Genomic DNA, 15,663 nt, shown 5'->3' with positions numbered 1-15,663 from the left:
ATAAGGCTGCGCCATCACTCAGGGAGTGACCGCCATCCGTTGTAGGGACAATACAGCGTTTTAAGATCCAAAAATCCCCGTGATCCCGTTAGTATTGCGAGCAGGATAGATTGGACAGTCCGTCACCGAAAGGTCGGCCATAACTAGCGAAAGCGAAGTTTTTAAGTTCCCTTGAAATCCCCACAAAAGTGAGCAGGATATGCTGGGACACCGTAGCGGAAACGCCGGTAATGGAGGAGCGAAAGTGACTCTAAGCGACCTAAACTTTTGGATTGCAGGCCAAAGCAAGGTTAGAGGAATCGAAAGACCTCTCAAAAGGGAAGGGTGAAGTATGCCCTGAATCAAACGGTCTCTCCTATTGAGTCCAGTATTAATCTCATATTGATAAGAAACAAGGTTTATACCTTGTTCTCTATAAAAGCCCATTTCACGTATTTCTCACATGAAATGGGCTTTTTATTTTGCAAATTAAAAAATATGGAGGTCATCTCATGACTACGACAATGGTAAAGAAGGAAATCTCCATTAAAGATGCCCTGGGCTTCGCGAATGCCTTGTCAAAGGCGATGCCAGCAGTGGCAAAAAATACTACGGTACCAATTTTGACTGGTATTCATGTAGAAGCCGATGCAGAGTGTATCACCATCACCGGATCAGATGATAAAACACTGATTCGCGTTGTTGAGAAAGGGTTGGGCATGGCGATTGAACCGGTTGCGTTTGTTGTTCCAGGACGGATGTTTTCTGACATCGTGAAGCGACTTCCTAAAGGTGAGTTTACGATTCACCTGTCAGATACAGATATCATCCTGAAAGCAAACAAAAGCTCATTCGAACTCAAAACGATGCCTGTCGAGGATTATCCACTTCGTGGATCAACTCCTTTTGACATTTCGTTAGAGATCGAGCCAATGAAATTGGCAAAGGGGTTTGGAACAGGTTTCGCTGCTTCCACAGACAACCTTCGTCCTACTTTACATGCTGTTCACTTGTCAGGAGAAGGCAACACGCTATCTTTTGTTGCTACCGATGCTCATCGTTTGAGCAAAGTTGATGTAACGTTGGAAGAGGAATTTGATCCATTCAAGAATATCCTTGTTCCAGCCCAGTCAACCAAAGAGATCATTTCCTTGCTGAAAGAAGAGAAAGAAAAAGTCACCATTCAGTTCAACGAGAGAGAGTTTCGTCTCATCACAGAAAAGGTGACATTCTCTACTCGATTGATCGAGGGAACCTACCCTGACCTAAACCGAATCATTCCTCAAGATTTTAAGACTACATTTGATGTGAATCGTGAGGAAATAGTAGGGGCGTTGGAGCGGGTAAATATCGTCGCCCAAGAATCAAATATGAAGTGCTGCCGATTTCAACTCGCAATAGAGGGTATACCCTCGCTACTTATCAGTGCAACTGGTACCGAAGTTGGGAAGGCAAAAGAACAGGTATTTTTGGGAGATATGCAAGGAGAGTCATTTAAGTTCGCGATAAGTACCAAATACCTCCTTGACTGCTTTAAGCAGCTCTCCTGCAAAGATGTAGTGGTATATGGCAATAGTTCTGTTACACCTTTTGTCTTCCGCCCAAAAGGGGATGAATGTGTATTGGATCTCATATTACCAGTACGGTTAATCGATTGATTACTGATCGTAAATACCCTGTCTTCCTAAACATGAATTCACAACGCTGGTTTTCCTTTGTGAAAGCCAAAACGTAGTGGAAAGTTCATGTTGGGGTGAGCTTTTGGGGGACACTCGTTATATTTTCATAATGAAAACCAGAGAATCGTCCTGTTTAGATGAAAGCAGGGTGTCAAATCAAGAAGGTACATCGTAAAGGTGTACCTTTTTTTATTATCCAATCGAAGGGAGGGAGCCCTTCTGCAAGCAATTATTTGTAGGAGGGGATACCCCTCCTTATTGATCGGCTTGCACAGGGCGTCAGAATGGCTCGTATTGCGTCAGAAAGTAAAGGTGGGTTCTATGCCACCCCTGTAAATGAAATGCACTTGGTGGCTGCCAGGCTGCGCGTAGAGGGGGCTGGAGAGATTAACCTCTATGACCCTTGCTGCGGAAAGGGAGTAGCGCTTCGTATTCTTGCTGATGCGCTTAAACCAGAATGTAAAGCTATCACATATGGTGTGGAATTAGAGAAAGAACGTGCTGTAGAGGCCGGGCAGATCCTCGATCACGTCCTACAGGACGGATACGAGAATGTGCGTACCGAAGACAAGTTCTCAGCTCTCTATCTAAATCCTCCCTATGACTTTGGCTTTGCCGAACGCGTGGAAACCTCCTTTTTGCGTAGGCTAACCAATCAGACAACAAATGTCCTTATGAAGGGTGCTCTTTTAATGTTTTGTGTACCTCAATATGTGCTGGATGATGCGTCACTCTTGATTGCCTCCCGGTTTACGAATGTAAGGGTCTATCGCTTTACCGATGAAAACTATCCAACCTATAAACAAGTTGTGTTATTCGGGAACTTTCAGCGACCAGATCCGGACGAGCGAAGAGATACCGCCAAATATCTTCGTAACATAGCCAAGCTGGGACCAGAAGCACTGCCTAGCCTTGAAGAAGAAGATGGCATAACATTCGTTGTTCCGACTTCACCTGAGCCAATTCGATTGTTTCGGGCTGGAAAATTACAAATGGAGGAATTAGCACAGGACATTATGACTTCACCCGTCTTTCAGTCCATGACAGAGTTATTCATGCCTTCTCAATCCAGGAATGCAGAGTTAAAGAACCCTTTGCTCCCACTTAAACCAACCCATTATGCGATTGCGATAGCAGCAGGTGCAGTTGGCGGAAATATGGGAAATCATTTGCTGGTAGGTGTGACCAAACCGGTATATGAAACATCCGATAAGACCGATGACGAAGGAAGAGTATCAGGGGAAGTGACTGTTAAACATCACAAGTCAATCGTTCGTGTGTTTACCAAGGATGGTGTGTTTGATTTGGAATAAAGCAAGATAAACACTGATCATGTTTAGATTATCTAACAAACTTTCTTACACTTAATATTCGGAAGGGGGGTAACCCTGAGTATGGTTTCTACTCGGGGCTATCCAAGCCCTGAGTATCCTGCTTCAGGGCGACCAAATGAAAATTTCACTTTCTACTACAGAGCGCTACTTCGATGCTGTCTTTCACTTTGCAGTCATTGACCATGATATAGCAAGAAGCCAGAAGAATTTAATTGCGGCTTCCTACATTGGATTAGAAACTTCTGTACGTGCTATTTCTGCCGGTTTTTGTGAAGGTAGAGACGTTCAAGTTGAATCTAACGGTCAATATTCGAGGGTGTTGCAAGACAAGTATCGTCGTATGGAGCGTCCAATCGGTTTAGGTGATGTTACACATGGTATGGTCTTAAATGCCAGGGCAACCATGAACGGACTGGAGGAATCTAAGAATTCCGATGTAGCCTATATATTTGCTCCAGATGGTGACTTTCAAAAGGCAATTGGTGAACATGTAGTAGCTCGTTTTGGGATGCCACGAGAGTGGCTCCAACATTTTGAGTTTCTGCTCAGAAACCATGTGGAATCCTTACAGATTATTCGAAATCCAACGTTCTCCGTGTGGGATTCACTCGTTGTGAAGAAGCTCACTGTTAACGAGGATGAAATGAAGAATCTTGTGAGCGAATCTATTAAGTTTGGATACCTACAAATTCCGGAGTCCTTTGTTAACGGAGTGTATCAACCAGGTATGAACATGCAAGAGTACCTTCGAGCTAACGCTTCGATCCTTGCAGAAAAGCTCAATGAAAAACAACCGCGCCACTCTCCTGAAAAACCGTTAAGTCCTTTTATTGCCACAATGAAGCGGACCCCATTCCCTGCACAAGCACACATGATCCAAGGTTTATTCAATACCTTGAAGCATGAAAATAGTGTGTTTACGTGTTCGGACATGGGGACGGGCAAAAGCATACAGGCAGTGGGAGTTGCTCACGTACTTCATGAAACCCGTAAGCACAATGGAGCAAAGCGTGGAACTGCCGTTCTTCTTTCTGCACCTGGTATCACCATTCCAAAATGGGCAAAGAAAGAGATCGGCGGAACAGTCAAAGCCAAAACGGAGATCATCCAAAGCGGGGAAGATGCCCTTCGCCTGCTAAGGAAAATTCGTGATGGATACAAGCCATCTGGTTTAGAGTTTTGGCTCGTTTCGATTGACCGCGCAAAACTCGGATCTGAACCATATTTCGCTGGGGTTTGGAAACGTATAAAGAACCGGAAGTTTGAACACGCGTGGCATTGTCCAGATTGTTCTCGTCCATTAGAGAGATTCGATAAAGAGTTGGATGAAGTGGTTCAGTTCGGATGGCAGGAGTGCGCCGATGGCTTTCCCCCATCGGTGTTAGAAATACATAAAGCCATGCAGACTCATACCCTCCAGCCCAATGGTCTACCCAAAGGATATGCTGTCAAATGGAGAAGAAGCCAACGAGTTATTGAATGTACGCACGAAGACTGCTCAGCAAAGCTGTGGAGACCAGCTAATAAAAATCGAGGAGAAACTCGTAACAAAGCGAGGGCAAATATTTCTCGAGTACTGAAAAAGGCCAAAAAATTCTTTGATTTGCTGATTGTTGATGAGGTTCATCAATGCAAGGCAGACGGTAGTGGTCGTGGTGATGCTCTCCATCAACTGGTGGGAGCTGCTAAGAAGAATCTTCTTCTCACAGGAACCTTGGTGAATGGAAAATCGACCTCAATCAAAGAGATTTTATGGCGGACAGACTCGAAAGCACTTCTTGCCCAAGGATTTGACCGAAATACAGGTATGGTCCAATGGGCTGGACGCTACGGCAAACTCAAAGAAGTTGTAACGATTAAGGATGTTAATGACGGTTGGGTGACACGTCAAAAACGTGTTCAGCAGCAGCCGACAGAAGAACCCGGGATCGCTCCACAATTAACTGCACAATTCCTGTTGCACAAAGCTGGATTCCTGGAGTTACCCGACATGGGCTTACCTTTGGTTGAACTGAAGGAACTTCCCATATTTATCACAATGGATTCCGAACATGGACACGAATACCAAGTGTTCCACTCTAACCTACAGCGAGAATGTAAATTCCGTTCTACCTTGGGTCTGAAAGGTGCTTGGTCGAAGTTTATCCCTGCAACCATCAACTATGCAGATGCTCCGCATTTGGGAGCGTATGTGGAATTTGGCGCTTGCTCAGGGGATGAACAGGGGACCAAATTGGAGGCACCAGCATTTGCAGAGGATTACTATCATGCCAAAGAACGTGAATTGGTGATGATCGTTCAACAGGAACTAGATGAGGGACGTGGTTGTGTGATTTACAACAACTACACCGGTGCCTACCAAATGAACGAGCGCACACAATTCGTTCTGAAAGCACATGGTATAGACTCCGTAATCCTGGATGAGCCTAGTCCCGATAAGCGACAAGAGCGGATTGATGAGTATGCCGAAAAGGGAGAAAAGGTGATTATCTGCAATCTGAAAATGGTGGAGGTCGGCCTTGATCTCCTACCGTGGCCAACCATTATTTACAATCAACTTAACTACGAAGTCTCATCTGTACGCCAAGCAAGTCGGCGAGGGTGGAGAATCGGCCAAGAGAAAGAGTGTCGTGTGTATTACCTTGTCTACAATGGATCACAACAGATGGCACAATTCCTAAAAATCATGTCAGCCAGAGGACATGCCATGATGGTAGAAGGGCGGCTTGATAAATCAAGTCTCGCTCAATACTCTCGTGACTCTCAATCTGCGTTGGCTAGTGATTTAGCCAATTGTTTTGCTGGATCAGATGTTGCAGAAGCCTGGACAAAACTGGCTGCAAAGGATATTGAGGGAGTAGAGACAGTAAGTGAAGCTGATTTCAAAACAGTTCTTTCACAACGGATGAAGGCCTTGGCAAATGAAACACGTCGTCTATGTGGGCTTCCTCCTATGGAAGATGAACCCCTAGATGATGTCGTTATAGAACAACCAGTGAAAGCAGAGGTCATTGATATTCATGTTGCTAAAGAGAAAAAGCGCAATAAGCTTTTGAATCAATCCGTCGGTCAGATTGATCTCTTTGACCTTTACAACATTCAAGTAATCGAATTAATGCCTACTCAACGAAAAAAGGTAGCTAATGGCCAATTAATCTTTGATTTCGGTACGTAGATGACTCCAACGATGGGATATTCCCTAGTTCAAAAAATGATAAGGAGCGTGGCTAGAATGGCAGGATACAAGGTAAGGATGAAGTACTGCGACGGAGGAATTAATACAAGACACGTCGAGGCTAGTACCGAACAGCAAGCCATGGAGTATGCTAATCGATACTTCGATGGTGAATGCATAGAAGTTCTGGAAAAAGAGTTTGCAGACCGGAGTCTCCCTGTCTCCCAAATGGTCGATGGTGTCTATTACGAACTGATTGCTGATCACGAATACACCAATGATATTGTGGGCTTCACCAAAAACGGTGATAGAATCACTGTCGCGGTAAAGGGTGGAGATTTTCCTGAAGATGGCCAACAATTTTTCTTTGATCTTTCTATCGTTCCTGCCGTTGAATATTGCGAGGAGTATGATATTTCAAGCTTGACACTAAATGATTTGGAACACATTGAGTTTGAAATCTATTCCCAAATAGTTAATCTACAGGTGATTCCAGAGCGGTTCCTAGGAAAGGTCGGTACATTTTAAGGATCTGCTGCGCTGATAGATTATAACCAAGAGATAGGTGGCTTCAAGCTGCCTATCTTCATTTTTATATTTGAAAGGGGAGTATCCATTTGGCAAACCTATTCAATGATGATATAGAAATGAGCACCTCTGAGATTTTGACTTCGAAAATGCGTCATGCTCTGTCAAAAGAGTTGATCAATAACTTTCATCCAGGAATGGTCGTAAAAAGAAAAAAACCATGGCGTAATGAGAGTGAGATAGGCATTGTCGCTTCAATAGGGGCATCTGAGCAGTCTGCTATTGTGTATTGCGCCATGCCTTATGGGGCAGACCACAAGGATGGATATATTTCAGGTGCTCAGTGGCCACAAGATTTAGAGGTCATGTCGACCTCTTCAGACTATGATGACCAATTAGCTGTAGGAGAGTTTGTTTGGGATGATTTCCAGACTCGACGCTGCATAGCCAAAATCATTCAAATTGAGGCAACTGGAGAAACAATAAAAAAACTTACTCTCTTGCATCCAAATGGAAGCAAATACGAATGTCACTCTGTATTTCTTCTACGCTTTCTCGATCAAGAAAAAGCCCAGCTGTTATTTGAAGAATCAAAGACTACCTATATCTGTCTGGGGGACAGAGTGGCTTGCAATTCAAGGATTATCACTGTTGAACGAATTGCCTATGACTCCTATGGACGCTTTCTATACTACGGTCAAGGAGAGTGTTTCCGCGAAGACAAATGCAAAAAGGTAGTAACTGAGGTGATTGAATACGGTGGAGTCCAGGTGATAGATAATGGATTAGGCCAATTAGCTTTATTTTAGAAACAAGTAAACACTATTGAGAGCAGCAAATTTAAAGAGAGAAGCGCCCTATCAATTACAGGGGTGCTTCTTTTTTATCGAGGGATCTCGAAAATTCAAGTACAAAAGTCATTCATTCAAGGAGGAGTATCCCATGAGAAATCGGTTCGAGGAAATAGTCGATTGGGACACAGAAGATAATTGGGATGATATTGAGGATATGATGGATGAAAACGATGAATGGGATGATGAAGAAGAATTTGATCAAGAAAAAGAAGAAATTGCCCAAAATGAAATGAAATCTTATGGGAGAAAGTTAACGCAAGAAGAACGTATTCAACGCTTCTTTGATAAATACGAGAACATGGAACCTGTTTCGCTGATGGATGGATTGCACCTTTATCATAGGGTCACTCATGAACGTGTACATGAGCTGGTTCCAAGTCTAGAAAAAGATTGTAAAATATTTGAAAAGTTAATTGGCACTGAAGTAGATGAACGACTTAATCGTGCTTTGTTGCGACTATTTGCCAATGCCTTTTACCAAAAAGCACATAAGGAATACAAAAAAACGTGGTACTATGCCCCTATCCCATTTGGTTTTAACGGACTGGATAGAGTAGTGGTTCTTCTAGAGCGCTTTCGTCGCTTTACCTTAACCGCCAAACAGTTTGTCACCCATCAAACTCTGAAAACAGGGGATATTCTTTTGGATGGAAGCATCATTGTTGTACAACATGGCCAACCTTTTCGGCTTCGGCAAGGAGGGGCATATTCCGAAGGGAAATTCCATTTCGAAAAAGTGAGAAGCCATCATGCAACATTTGTTATCGGATATAGCAATAAGCTGAATGTAGAAAAACTCCAGATGAAGTGGGTTCAACGCACTCACGCTGATTCTATGGATGGGTGGATGAACGCATTAAAAAGATTCTCCCAGCAATTCCCTTCAGATTCGTATGACAGTAAGGGATTCACTACGTATGGTCAGGTTGAATCTAAATACGTTGACTGGTACTTTGCAAATCCAGAAAAGGTCATCGAGTACTACCGAAAGAGGGAGGGGAAAAAAAGGATCTTGCTGTCCGACCTTCCCACCTGGTTAAAAAAGCAAGTCATAAATAAAATGCAGGAAAATCCTCGTTCAATGAAAAGGGATGTAAAGATTGTTTGGAAAGGGAAGGCATATTGTATCCCCAGTCTCATGAATTATATTGAAAGTCCGATTCGGGAACTACTAGAAACCACTGATGATATGCGCATTTATCAAATCAATTTCGCGCTTGATTCCTGGTATGAGTGGGACAAGCGGACGGACATTTGTGTTCTTGGGGGGCAGACCGTTCCAACCTTACAAATTGAACTCTTTGAAGAGGAGGCTGTAACACCAACCGGATCAGAACAAATGAGTTTATTTTAAGTCAAAAGCCTGCCTTTTTATAAGGTGGGCTTTTTTGTTCTACCAAGGTAATGATCATTTGTAAGCAATCACCACATTAACTAAGATGCGTTTAATCTTCCAAAATAAAGGGAAAAGATTTGTAGAATCATAACTATAGGGAGAGATATCATTGCGTTATTTTATCTGGATATTCCGTATCGTCATGCTATTAGTGGTTTTTAAAACAGGTTCAGATCTCAGTGGATTACAAAGTAGTTACCGCTTTAATGTAGAACTTGGGGCTAATACTTCTGCTGTTCAAGCGACCCAACTATCAAATGAGTATTTGTTAAAAGCCGTTAGTCAGCTTGGTATACTGTTGTGTGCTTTTATAGGGTACATCGTATTTGAATTTATGGCTCGACCAATAAGACATCCAGAAAAGAAGGTCGAAAAGAAAGGAGAAAAGACAGCTCCTGCTGCTGCATCTACACCAAAAAAGTAAGGGAACAAAAAGCCAAGCCCACAAATGTGGGCTTTTTATTGATGTCGCTACGCAATATTGTTTGACCCCCCTTAGTTTGGTTGCCGCCTGTCTTTCCATTCGTCAACTTCTCTCGGATCGATCTCGAGAATTTCGCAAATGTGCAAAGCTATCGTGACGGTTGGTGTCGTAATGCCGTATTCTATGTTTTGGTAGTGCTTCAAGGATACGTTTATAGTCCGGCTCATTTTTTCCTGTGAGAATCCCTTTTGTTTTCTTGCCTCATTTAGTTTCAAGCTGGAAAGCTCTCCTTAGTCCGTTTACTACTATGTTAATCACTTCGTTAATTTTCAATCACCCATGATACTTGGCTGATTATAATTCACGTAGTATACTTATTATTACGTTTCCAAGTTTTTACATTAAACCTCCTTAACCTAGATATCAGTTAAACAAGGAAAATTAAAAAGTTCCATCAAGAATGAAAGAAGAGGGAAAAATTGATCTATTTTGAAAATAGGGGAGTGTTATGTTATGAGGCTGCAAGAGACGTTGCAACGATCGTTGCGGTCAGAAATAGAAATGAACCAGAAGCAAAACGGCTATACCCTAAGTAAGCTGAGTAAATTATCGGGAATCAATCATGGACATCTTAGTGACATGTTAAGAGGTAATCGACCTGTTACTATTAAACAACTAGACGCCCTTGCTAAAGCTTTTGGACAGCCTGACGGGTGGTTATATGAAATGTACACAGAAGAATGTTTCGTTAATGAAAGAGTATCGCGGCCGCGAGTGATTCCATACCTGGTCCGTTGTGCAGAGATAGGCTTGCATGAATGTATTCAACAGACAGTTTCTAAGTTGCTGGATGATCGAAAAAATGTGAGTATTCTTTTTTCTGTAGCAGAACAGTTATTTGAAAAAGGGAAGCATAAAGAGTCTGTGATTTTTTATAAACTTGTCATTGAAAATGAGAAGGACAGCCATACAGAGCGTTTTGCGATCAGCCACTATCGTTTGTTTCGAGCTTCACAAGGATCGGATGCCGAAGAAAACTGGGAGGCAGTGATAAGGTTTAAGGCTTATCGAAATCGGTTGTCTGAAAATTACCAACTAGACGGGCTACTCCAGTTGTCGACTGTGTGTTTTGTGTTGCAAAGATGGGGTGAAATGGAAAGATACGCCGACGAATTACGTTCTCTTGCCATTAGGGTTTATGACGATGAGCTGCGCAAACGAAAAAGTAAAAAGGAATGCGATCCTTTAAAAACAGAACGTCATTTAGTTGTGTACTATGGACAAGGTTTTCTTCTAAAAGGTGCTGCGCTACAGATGCAAGGACAATACGCGGAAGCAAAAAAGTATGTTCAAGGCTATTCTGATCTTGGATGGTTTCAGCTTTTGGATGATATAGGTCTAAAAGAGGTCGAGAAGTTCAGAATCTGGGCAAAAGCTAATTTGTACACGTATAGTTTGCTAATGGGAGAAATTACGGTTTTGCCCGAGTATCTGGAGTTTTTATCCAATCACCCAGTAGAAATACCGGCTGGAATGTTGACAATGATGGAAGCAGCCAGTAAATACGACATTGATATTGAGAATATCTTAGAACAATATTCTAAAGAAATAGAGCGATTCTTTGAATTTAAAGAACCGGTTAATATTGGCAGACATTATAATTTCCGGTATCATAAAACCGTGTATGAGTTAAAGAGAGGACGTATTCACAAAGCTCTTGAAGAAATTTTAACCTCTTTGAACTTAGCAGATCAGTTGAAGAATCACCAAGCATTTAAACGTAGTGCAGCCTTGTTTTGGGCACACCGCCATCATGCATCACAACACCATGAACGCATTTATCAAGAGATTATGGGGAGGTTTACGGAATGAAATTACAGAAGTTATCATTATCCCTTATTCTAGTTTTGGGACTGCTAATCAGTATACCAAGTAATCAAACACCATCTGGTACGACAAGCCAAGCAGTAGTACAATTGAATACTCATGGAGTAGGCGGTTAAAGAGTATAAAGACCAAAGCCAGTATCTTTAAAAGGTACTGGCTTTTTTATATTTCCTAATTTTTGCAAAGACGCGTTTTTGGGAGAGGCATGTATAGTTAAAAATGTCCTCTAAATACATAAAAAGGAAGGTTATTGAGAGAATGGGTTATTGCTTTGTATTTCAATTAGAATTCTTCGGAATAGGACGTATCTTCTATTCACTCAGACGTATCTTCTATTCACTCAGTAGAAGGAATGCTTATTTTTAATATGGATAACACCTCTAGAGGCAAATACATATTCCGCTTGGACATAGAGCATAACGAGGCGGATCTATTAAGAATAATAGAAGAAACGAGAGGACAATTAGTTGAACTTGTTAAGAATAAAGGGTTTGCTCATATAGAGGTTGTTGAGTTGAGCCAGCAGTTGGATGAGTATATTGTTCAATACCATACCATAACAAAATAAATACGAAATGAAACGTGGAAAACCTATTTTATCACAAACGGCAGACTACCCAGAAGAAACTAATAGTGATACCCCGATGGATTACCTCTTTATTTTGGAAAGCCGATCTTCCTATAAAAGCTGCGATTAGTATAATATCTAAATTATCCTTGTCCACAAATCATGAATATTGTACAATGATTTCATATTTAATTACTTGTGCTAGCTGGGTAACCTTGGCATAGGTCCAGCAACCAAGCAAACGTCATCAGCCAAGATCGGGGCTGACCGTATACCTGTGTAGGGACAATACACTTGTATGTCATGCTCTCCTGGTTCCCGTATCCCCGTAAGCGATACGAGCAGAACGAATTGAGCCTATCAACACTTTTTAGTATTCCCCTTTGTATTCCCCACGTAAGTGAGCTGGAAAAGATCGGGGTGACCGTCAGCGAAAGCTCGGCAGTGGAGTAACCGAAAGGTAAGCTCCCTTCCCTAGCCTCTTTGTATGCCAGCAAAGGGTATGGCCGGTAGTAACGAAAGTCTACCTAAAAGCGTTTTGTTGCCTGAACGCCTAACACAACTGTTGCAAAGGGATGCCACGCCTTATTAAGGTGTAGAGTATTTCAAGACTCAGTAATTAAAAGACACGTTTCTCCTTAACAGGGAAATGTGTCTTTTTTTTTATTAAAAACATGAGGAGGATTTCCGAATGGAATTGAAAAATCTTGCTGTACAAACAACAGATACTGACCGTGTGATCGGTTATTTAACGTGGTATAGTCTCAGCGAGTCTATGTTTAGTCGAGAGTTGTTGAAAGAATCCCTTCGACAAGCTGGCTTGGGGGAAGAATGGTTACCTAAAGAAATTCGGACTCCGGATGCCTTTAGACGTGCCACCAAAGCAGTAGAATGCAAACGGTACTCTGATCAAGAAGGAGTGCATCATAACTTTTTAATCAGAGAAGTTGCACATGACAGTGAAATGGTGCAACGAAATATCGTTTGTGAGACAGTCGATCGCAATGGTCGGCGATTAAACTACGAATCGAGTTCTGCAATTTTGGTGTTAAACAGGAAAACAGGAGTTATTGATGTAACTGGCTTTGATCCGATTGCAGAAGAACTGGCGCAAGAAGCAGTCAATCGGTTCTCTCAATTCCTCAATAACTACAACAGTCAAGCAATTCGCCAAATGATATACAGCATTCTCAGTAGCATGTCTCCGACACCAGTTAGGAAAACAGGCGGTGTCTACTTTGTCCCAGCACGATTCAAGGAACGTCTGAAATCTATGTGTACGTTTCTTTCTTATTTAGATGGCGGCAAAGGGGTATCCGTACCAGTGGTCAATGACCAGGATAGCCGAGATATGATACGTGAGGGATTGCAAGAACACTTAAAATCTGTACTTGATAGTTGTCACAACGGAATCAAGCGGAATCTTCCTAAACATCACTTGAAACCACTACTTCTAGAGGCCAAAAGCGTAATTAGTGATTTCAAGGAGTATGAAGGGATTTTGCAAGAAGAAGTGGATAACATGCACACCTACATTGATCTAATTCGTCAGCAAGTTAAATTGCTGGTAGACAAGATGAGTGATTAAAGAACAATAAAACATCCTATTTGGGAGGTAAAATGTCATGAGTGAAGACCCGGTATCTGATAGAGTATGTACGATCTGTAGAGATCGTGCTGAAGCCTGGAAACTCTCACAAGAAAGATTCTTAGGAAAAGCCGAAAATGAACTGGCTTGCTTCCAAGAACGATATAAACTTAAAAAAGCCCGCCTGATGTATAGTGAACACGCTGGTTTACGTCAATGGCAAAGGGCTTTTTCTGTTTCAAACATTCGGGAAGCTGTTATTCACGGCTTCCCGATCTATCGTTATTACGATAAAAAATTAAAGGAAGTCAAGATCATCTTGATGTCCTATGTAAAACTCCAGGCAATGGAGTATCGTCCAATGCACGTGGTAGTCGGTTTTCACGAACAAACCCCTGATCTTTGGACTGTAATAACTGTTTATGATCCGAGTACGGAAAAGCATTGGCAGTGGAACGACCAGTTTGATCAAAAAGTCTGCTTTTGTGATTGAATCAGCGTATAATGGAGAGATCAGGATACCGAAAAGGGGCTGAACCTATGGAACTCTTTTCCCAAACCTCTCTCTCGAATGTTAAACTAACAAGGAGAGATGTAAACATGCTTCGATTAAAATCCGCGTTGTATAACATCAGCGTTGAAGATCTGATCCGGGAAGCAGTAAAGTCATATCAAAAGGAAATCCCATTATTAGAAAGTTGCCTCCTGCCAGGTGACTTCTGTGATGGAGGGATGGAAGTCATTGAGCTCCCTTATTCCGTTCCCTTTAAAATCGGCAGTCATGTACAGGAAATTGTCGTTACTGACGTTCCAGCATACCGTTGCACGAAATGCGGGGATATACAACGTGACGTAGAACTGGTCGCAACGATTGAAGAAGTATTTAATCAAGAAATGGAAGAAAGACTTGGAAGTCATGAGCCACTTCCATCAAGCATAAGCCTACATGACCTAATGTAAGCCCCCAAAAAACCAGCATCGATTTCTTCGATGTTGGTTTTTTTATTTCAAATTCGGAGGCTACTATGTTTGAGTTTTTTCGGGACACGGAGGTTAATGCCCTGGTGTTTTTTCCAGAGAAAATAGGATTTCAAGAAGGAGAGAAGTAGGAAATGGTAATGAAAAAAGTACAAGCAATCCGTCAATATTTGGCTCAGAAACTCGTTGATCGTCAACAAATCATTGATGCGATGTTAGTAGCATTGTTCTCACGGCAGCACGTACTACTAGTGGGCCCTCCAGGGACGGCAAAAAGCAATCTGGCCATCGAATTAGCGCAATGCATTTCGGGAGCGAATTACTTTCAATGGCTCCTAACAGAGTTTAGTACTCCAGACGAATTATATGGCCCCGTTTCGCTTGATGCCTATGCCCAAGGGGTTTACAAACGGAATACCTCAAACAAGCTACCAGAAGCCCATCTTGCCTTTGTAGACGAGATTTTTAAAGCCAATTCAGCAATTCTGAACAGCTTACTTACCTTAATCAATGAACGACTATTTTATAATAATGGCGCTCCTGTAGTCAGCCCTCTTATGAGTGTGATTGGGGCGTCAAATGAATATCCAGAAGAAGAAAACCTAAGTGCCTTATTTGATCGGTTTCTCGTTCGTTTCCACGTTGAGTATATCGGCGAAGATCAGAGTTTTCTCACGATGTTAAAGGGAGCACCACAAATGGAGCGTCCTACACTAACATTGAATGAATTGAAACAACTGCAACATGCATGCGAAATGGTTTCCATTTCCGATGATATTCTCAGCATAGTGGTAGAAGTTCGGAGACGACTCAAAGATGAAGGGATTCGACCTTCTGACCGTCGATTCAAACAATGCTTAAAGCTACTACAAGGAATGGCATTGTTATCCCAACGACGAATGGTCCTAAAAGAGGATTTGATAATCTTGACTCATTCTTTATGGGAAGATGTTAACCAGCAAGAAAAAGTCGAGGAAATCATTAATGAGTATGCGATCGATAAAGTGGAAAAGCTGCTTAACGATATTGTTGAAGAGGCCAAAGAAATCTATAACAATGTCCGAAACCTGCAAACACCGGAATCGGCTGTGGAAGGAACGAAGAAACTTAAGGACCTTGCCAAAGAATTAGTGAAGGTCAAAGGAGATCATCCGTCCCGTACTCAGGAGATTGAAGGTGTTGAACAAAAGCTAAAGGATGCCATGAGCAACCTCGCGGAGGCTGCCATTGGCTTAGGATAAGCAGTATAAACAAGACATGTTTTAGAAGGAGG

At 42.1% G+C, this 15,663-nt stretch carries 14 protein-coding genes; 13 read left to right on the top strand and 1 reads right to left on the bottom strand.

Annotated elements, in window-relative coordinates:
* The first annotated feature begins 491 nt into the window (after positions 1 to 491).
* The 7 genes from dnaN to ACM6JA_RS23250 all read left to right on the top strand — a co-directional run bounded on the left by dnaN (position 492) and on the right by ACM6JA_RS23250 (position 9,369).
* Positions 492 to 1,637 (top strand): DNA polymerase III subunit beta, encoded by a 1,146-nt coding sequence (gene dnaN, locus ACM6JA_RS23280; RefSeq protein ID WP_414854272.1) that lies wholly within the window; start codon positions 492 to 494, stop codon positions 1,635 to 1,637.
* A gap of 305 nt (positions 1,638 to 1,942) precedes the next feature.
* The gene (locus ACM6JA_RS23275; RefSeq protein WP_414854271.1) at positions 1,943 to 2,971 is read left to right on the top strand and encodes a DUF6094 domain-containing protein; all 1,029 of its coding nucleotides are present in this window, start codon (positions 1,943 to 1,945) and stop codon (positions 2,969 to 2,971) included.
* Between the two features lie 136 nt (positions 2,972 to 3,107).
* Entirely contained in the window at positions 3,108 to 6,167 is a 3,060-nt protein-coding gene (locus ACM6JA_RS23270; protein ID WP_414854270.1) for a helicase-related protein, read from the top strand.
* 57 nt (positions 6,168 to 6,224) lie between these two features.
* Entirely contained in the window at positions 6,225 to 6,695 is a 471-nt protein-coding gene (locus ACM6JA_RS23265) for a hypothetical protein (protein ID WP_414854269.1), read from the top strand.
* Between the two features lie 89 nt (positions 6,696 to 6,784).
* On the top strand, positions 6,785 to 7,504 hold the full coding sequence (locus tag ACM6JA_RS23260; RefSeq protein WP_414854268.1) for a hypothetical protein: 720 nt from the start codon (positions 6,785 to 6,787) through the stop codon (positions 7,502 to 7,504).
* A gap of 133 nt (positions 7,505 to 7,637) precedes the next feature.
* Positions 7,638 to 8,903: a hypothetical protein gene (locus tag ACM6JA_RS23255; protein WP_414854267.1), complete on the top strand. Its 1,266-nt coding sequence runs from the start codon at positions 7,638 to 7,640 to the stop codon at positions 8,901 to 8,903.
* A 151-nt stretch (positions 8,904 to 9,054) separates the two neighbouring features.
* Entirely contained in the window at positions 9,055 to 9,369 is a 315-nt protein-coding gene (locus ACM6JA_RS23250) for a hypothetical protein (protein WP_414854266.1), read from the top strand.
* Positions 9,370 to 9,440: 71 nt separating this feature from the next.
* Here ACM6JA_RS23250 and ACM6JA_RS23245 read toward each other — a convergent pair whose 3' ends face one another.
* Positions 9,441 to 9,596 carry an XRE family transcriptional regulator gene (locus ACM6JA_RS23245; RefSeq protein WP_414854265.1) on the bottom strand — a complete coding sequence of 52 codons (156 nt, stop codon included), beginning with the start codon at positions 9,594 to 9,596 and terminating at the stop codon, positions 9,441 to 9,443.
* Positions 9,597 to 9,882: 286 nt separating this feature from the next.
* Here ACM6JA_RS23245 and ACM6JA_RS23240 point away from each other — a divergent pair, with 286 nt between their 5' ends.
* The 6 genes from ACM6JA_RS23240 to ACM6JA_RS23215 all read left to right on the top strand — a co-directional run bounded on the left by ACM6JA_RS23240 (position 9,883) and on the right by ACM6JA_RS23215 (position 15,631).
* On the top strand, positions 9,883 to 11,241 hold the full coding sequence (locus ACM6JA_RS23240; protein WP_414854264.1) for a helix-turn-helix domain-containing protein: 1,359 nt from the start codon (positions 9,883 to 9,885) through the stop codon (positions 11,239 to 11,241).
* Between the two features lie 382 nt (positions 11,242 to 11,623).
* Positions 11,624 to 11,824 (top strand): Spo0E family sporulation regulatory protein-aspartic acid phosphatase, encoded by a 201-nt coding sequence (locus ACM6JA_RS23235; protein WP_414854263.1) that lies wholly within the window; start codon positions 11,624 to 11,626, stop codon positions 11,822 to 11,824.
* A gap of 691 nt (positions 11,825 to 12,515) precedes the next feature.
* Positions 12,516 to 13,412, top strand: a complete 897-nt coding sequence (locus ACM6JA_RS23230) for a DUF6744 family protein (RefSeq protein ID WP_414854262.1) — start codon at positions 12,516 to 12,518, stop codon at positions 13,410 to 13,412.
* Positions 13,413 to 13,449: 37 nt separating this feature from the next.
* Positions 13,450 to 13,905 (top strand): DUF4258 domain-containing protein, encoded by a 456-nt coding sequence (locus tag ACM6JA_RS23225; RefSeq protein ID WP_414854261.1) that lies wholly within the window; start codon positions 13,450 to 13,452, stop codon positions 13,903 to 13,905.
* 107 nt (positions 13,906 to 14,012) lie between these two features.
* Positions 14,013 to 14,372, top strand: coding sequence for a hypothetical protein (locus tag ACM6JA_RS23220; protein ID WP_414854260.1), 360 nt, complete (start codon positions 14,013 to 14,015; stop codon positions 14,370 to 14,372).
* Positions 14,373 to 14,530: 158 nt separating this feature from the next.
* On the top strand, positions 14,531 to 15,631 hold the full coding sequence (locus tag ACM6JA_RS23215) for an AAA family ATPase (protein ID WP_414854259.1): 1,101 nt from the start codon (positions 14,531 to 14,533) through the stop codon (positions 15,629 to 15,631).
* The last annotated feature ends 32 nt before the right edge of the window (positions 15,632 to 15,663 follow it).

This window comes from Brevibacillus sp. IT-7CA2 (genome assembly GCF_949767855.1).
In the GTDB taxonomy this organism is placed as follows: domain Bacteria; phylum Bacillota; class Bacilli; order Brevibacillales; family Brevibacillaceae; genus Brevibacillus.
The sequence above is the reverse complement of the archived record's forward strand: the minus strand, read 5'-3'. Positions and strand labels throughout refer to the sequence as shown.

Excerpts from the sequence above, each read along its gene's own strand:
- dnaN (WP_414854272.1), top strand. The coding sequence starts at position 492 with ATGACTACGACAATGGTAAAGAAGGAAATCTCCATTAAAGATGCCCTG.
- ACM6JA_RS23275 (WP_414854271.1), top strand. The coding sequence starts at position 1,943 with ATGGCTCGTATTGCGTCAGAAAGTAAAGGTGGGTTCTATGCCACCCCT.
- ACM6JA_RS23270 (WP_414854270.1), top strand. The coding sequence starts at position 3,108 with ATGAAAATTTCACTTTCTACTACAGAGCGCTACTTCGATGCTGTCTTT.
- ACM6JA_RS23265 (WP_414854269.1), top strand. The coding sequence starts at position 6,225 with ATGGCAGGATACAAGGTAAGGATGAAGTACTGCGACGGAGGAATTAAT.
- ACM6JA_RS23255 (WP_414854267.1), top strand. The coding sequence starts at position 7,638 with ATGAGAAATCGGTTCGAGGAAATAGTCGATTGGGACACAGAAGATAAT.
- ACM6JA_RS23245 (WP_414854265.1), bottom strand. The coding sequence starts at position 9,596 with ATGAGCCGGACTATAAACGTATCCTTGAAGCACTACCAAAACATAGAA.
- ACM6JA_RS23240 (WP_414854264.1), top strand. The coding sequence starts at position 9,883 with ATGAGGCTGCAAGAGACGTTGCAACGATCGTTGCGGTCAGAAATAGAA.
- ACM6JA_RS23235 (WP_414854263.1), top strand. The coding sequence starts at position 11,624 with ATGGATAACACCTCTAGAGGCAAATACATATTCCGCTTGGACATAGAG.
- ACM6JA_RS23230 (WP_414854262.1), top strand. The coding sequence starts at position 12,516 with ATGGAATTGAAAAATCTTGCTGTACAAACAACAGATACTGACCGTGTG.
- ACM6JA_RS23225 (WP_414854261.1), top strand. The coding sequence starts at position 13,450 with ATGAGTGAAGACCCGGTATCTGATAGAGTATGTACGATCTGTAGAGAT.
- ACM6JA_RS23220 (WP_414854260.1), top strand. The coding sequence starts at position 14,013 with ATGCTTCGATTAAAATCCGCGTTGTATAACATCAGCGTTGAAGATCTG.
- ACM6JA_RS23215 (WP_414854259.1), top strand. The coding sequence starts at position 14,531 with ATGAAAAAAGTACAAGCAATCCGTCAATATTTGGCTCAGAAACTCGTT.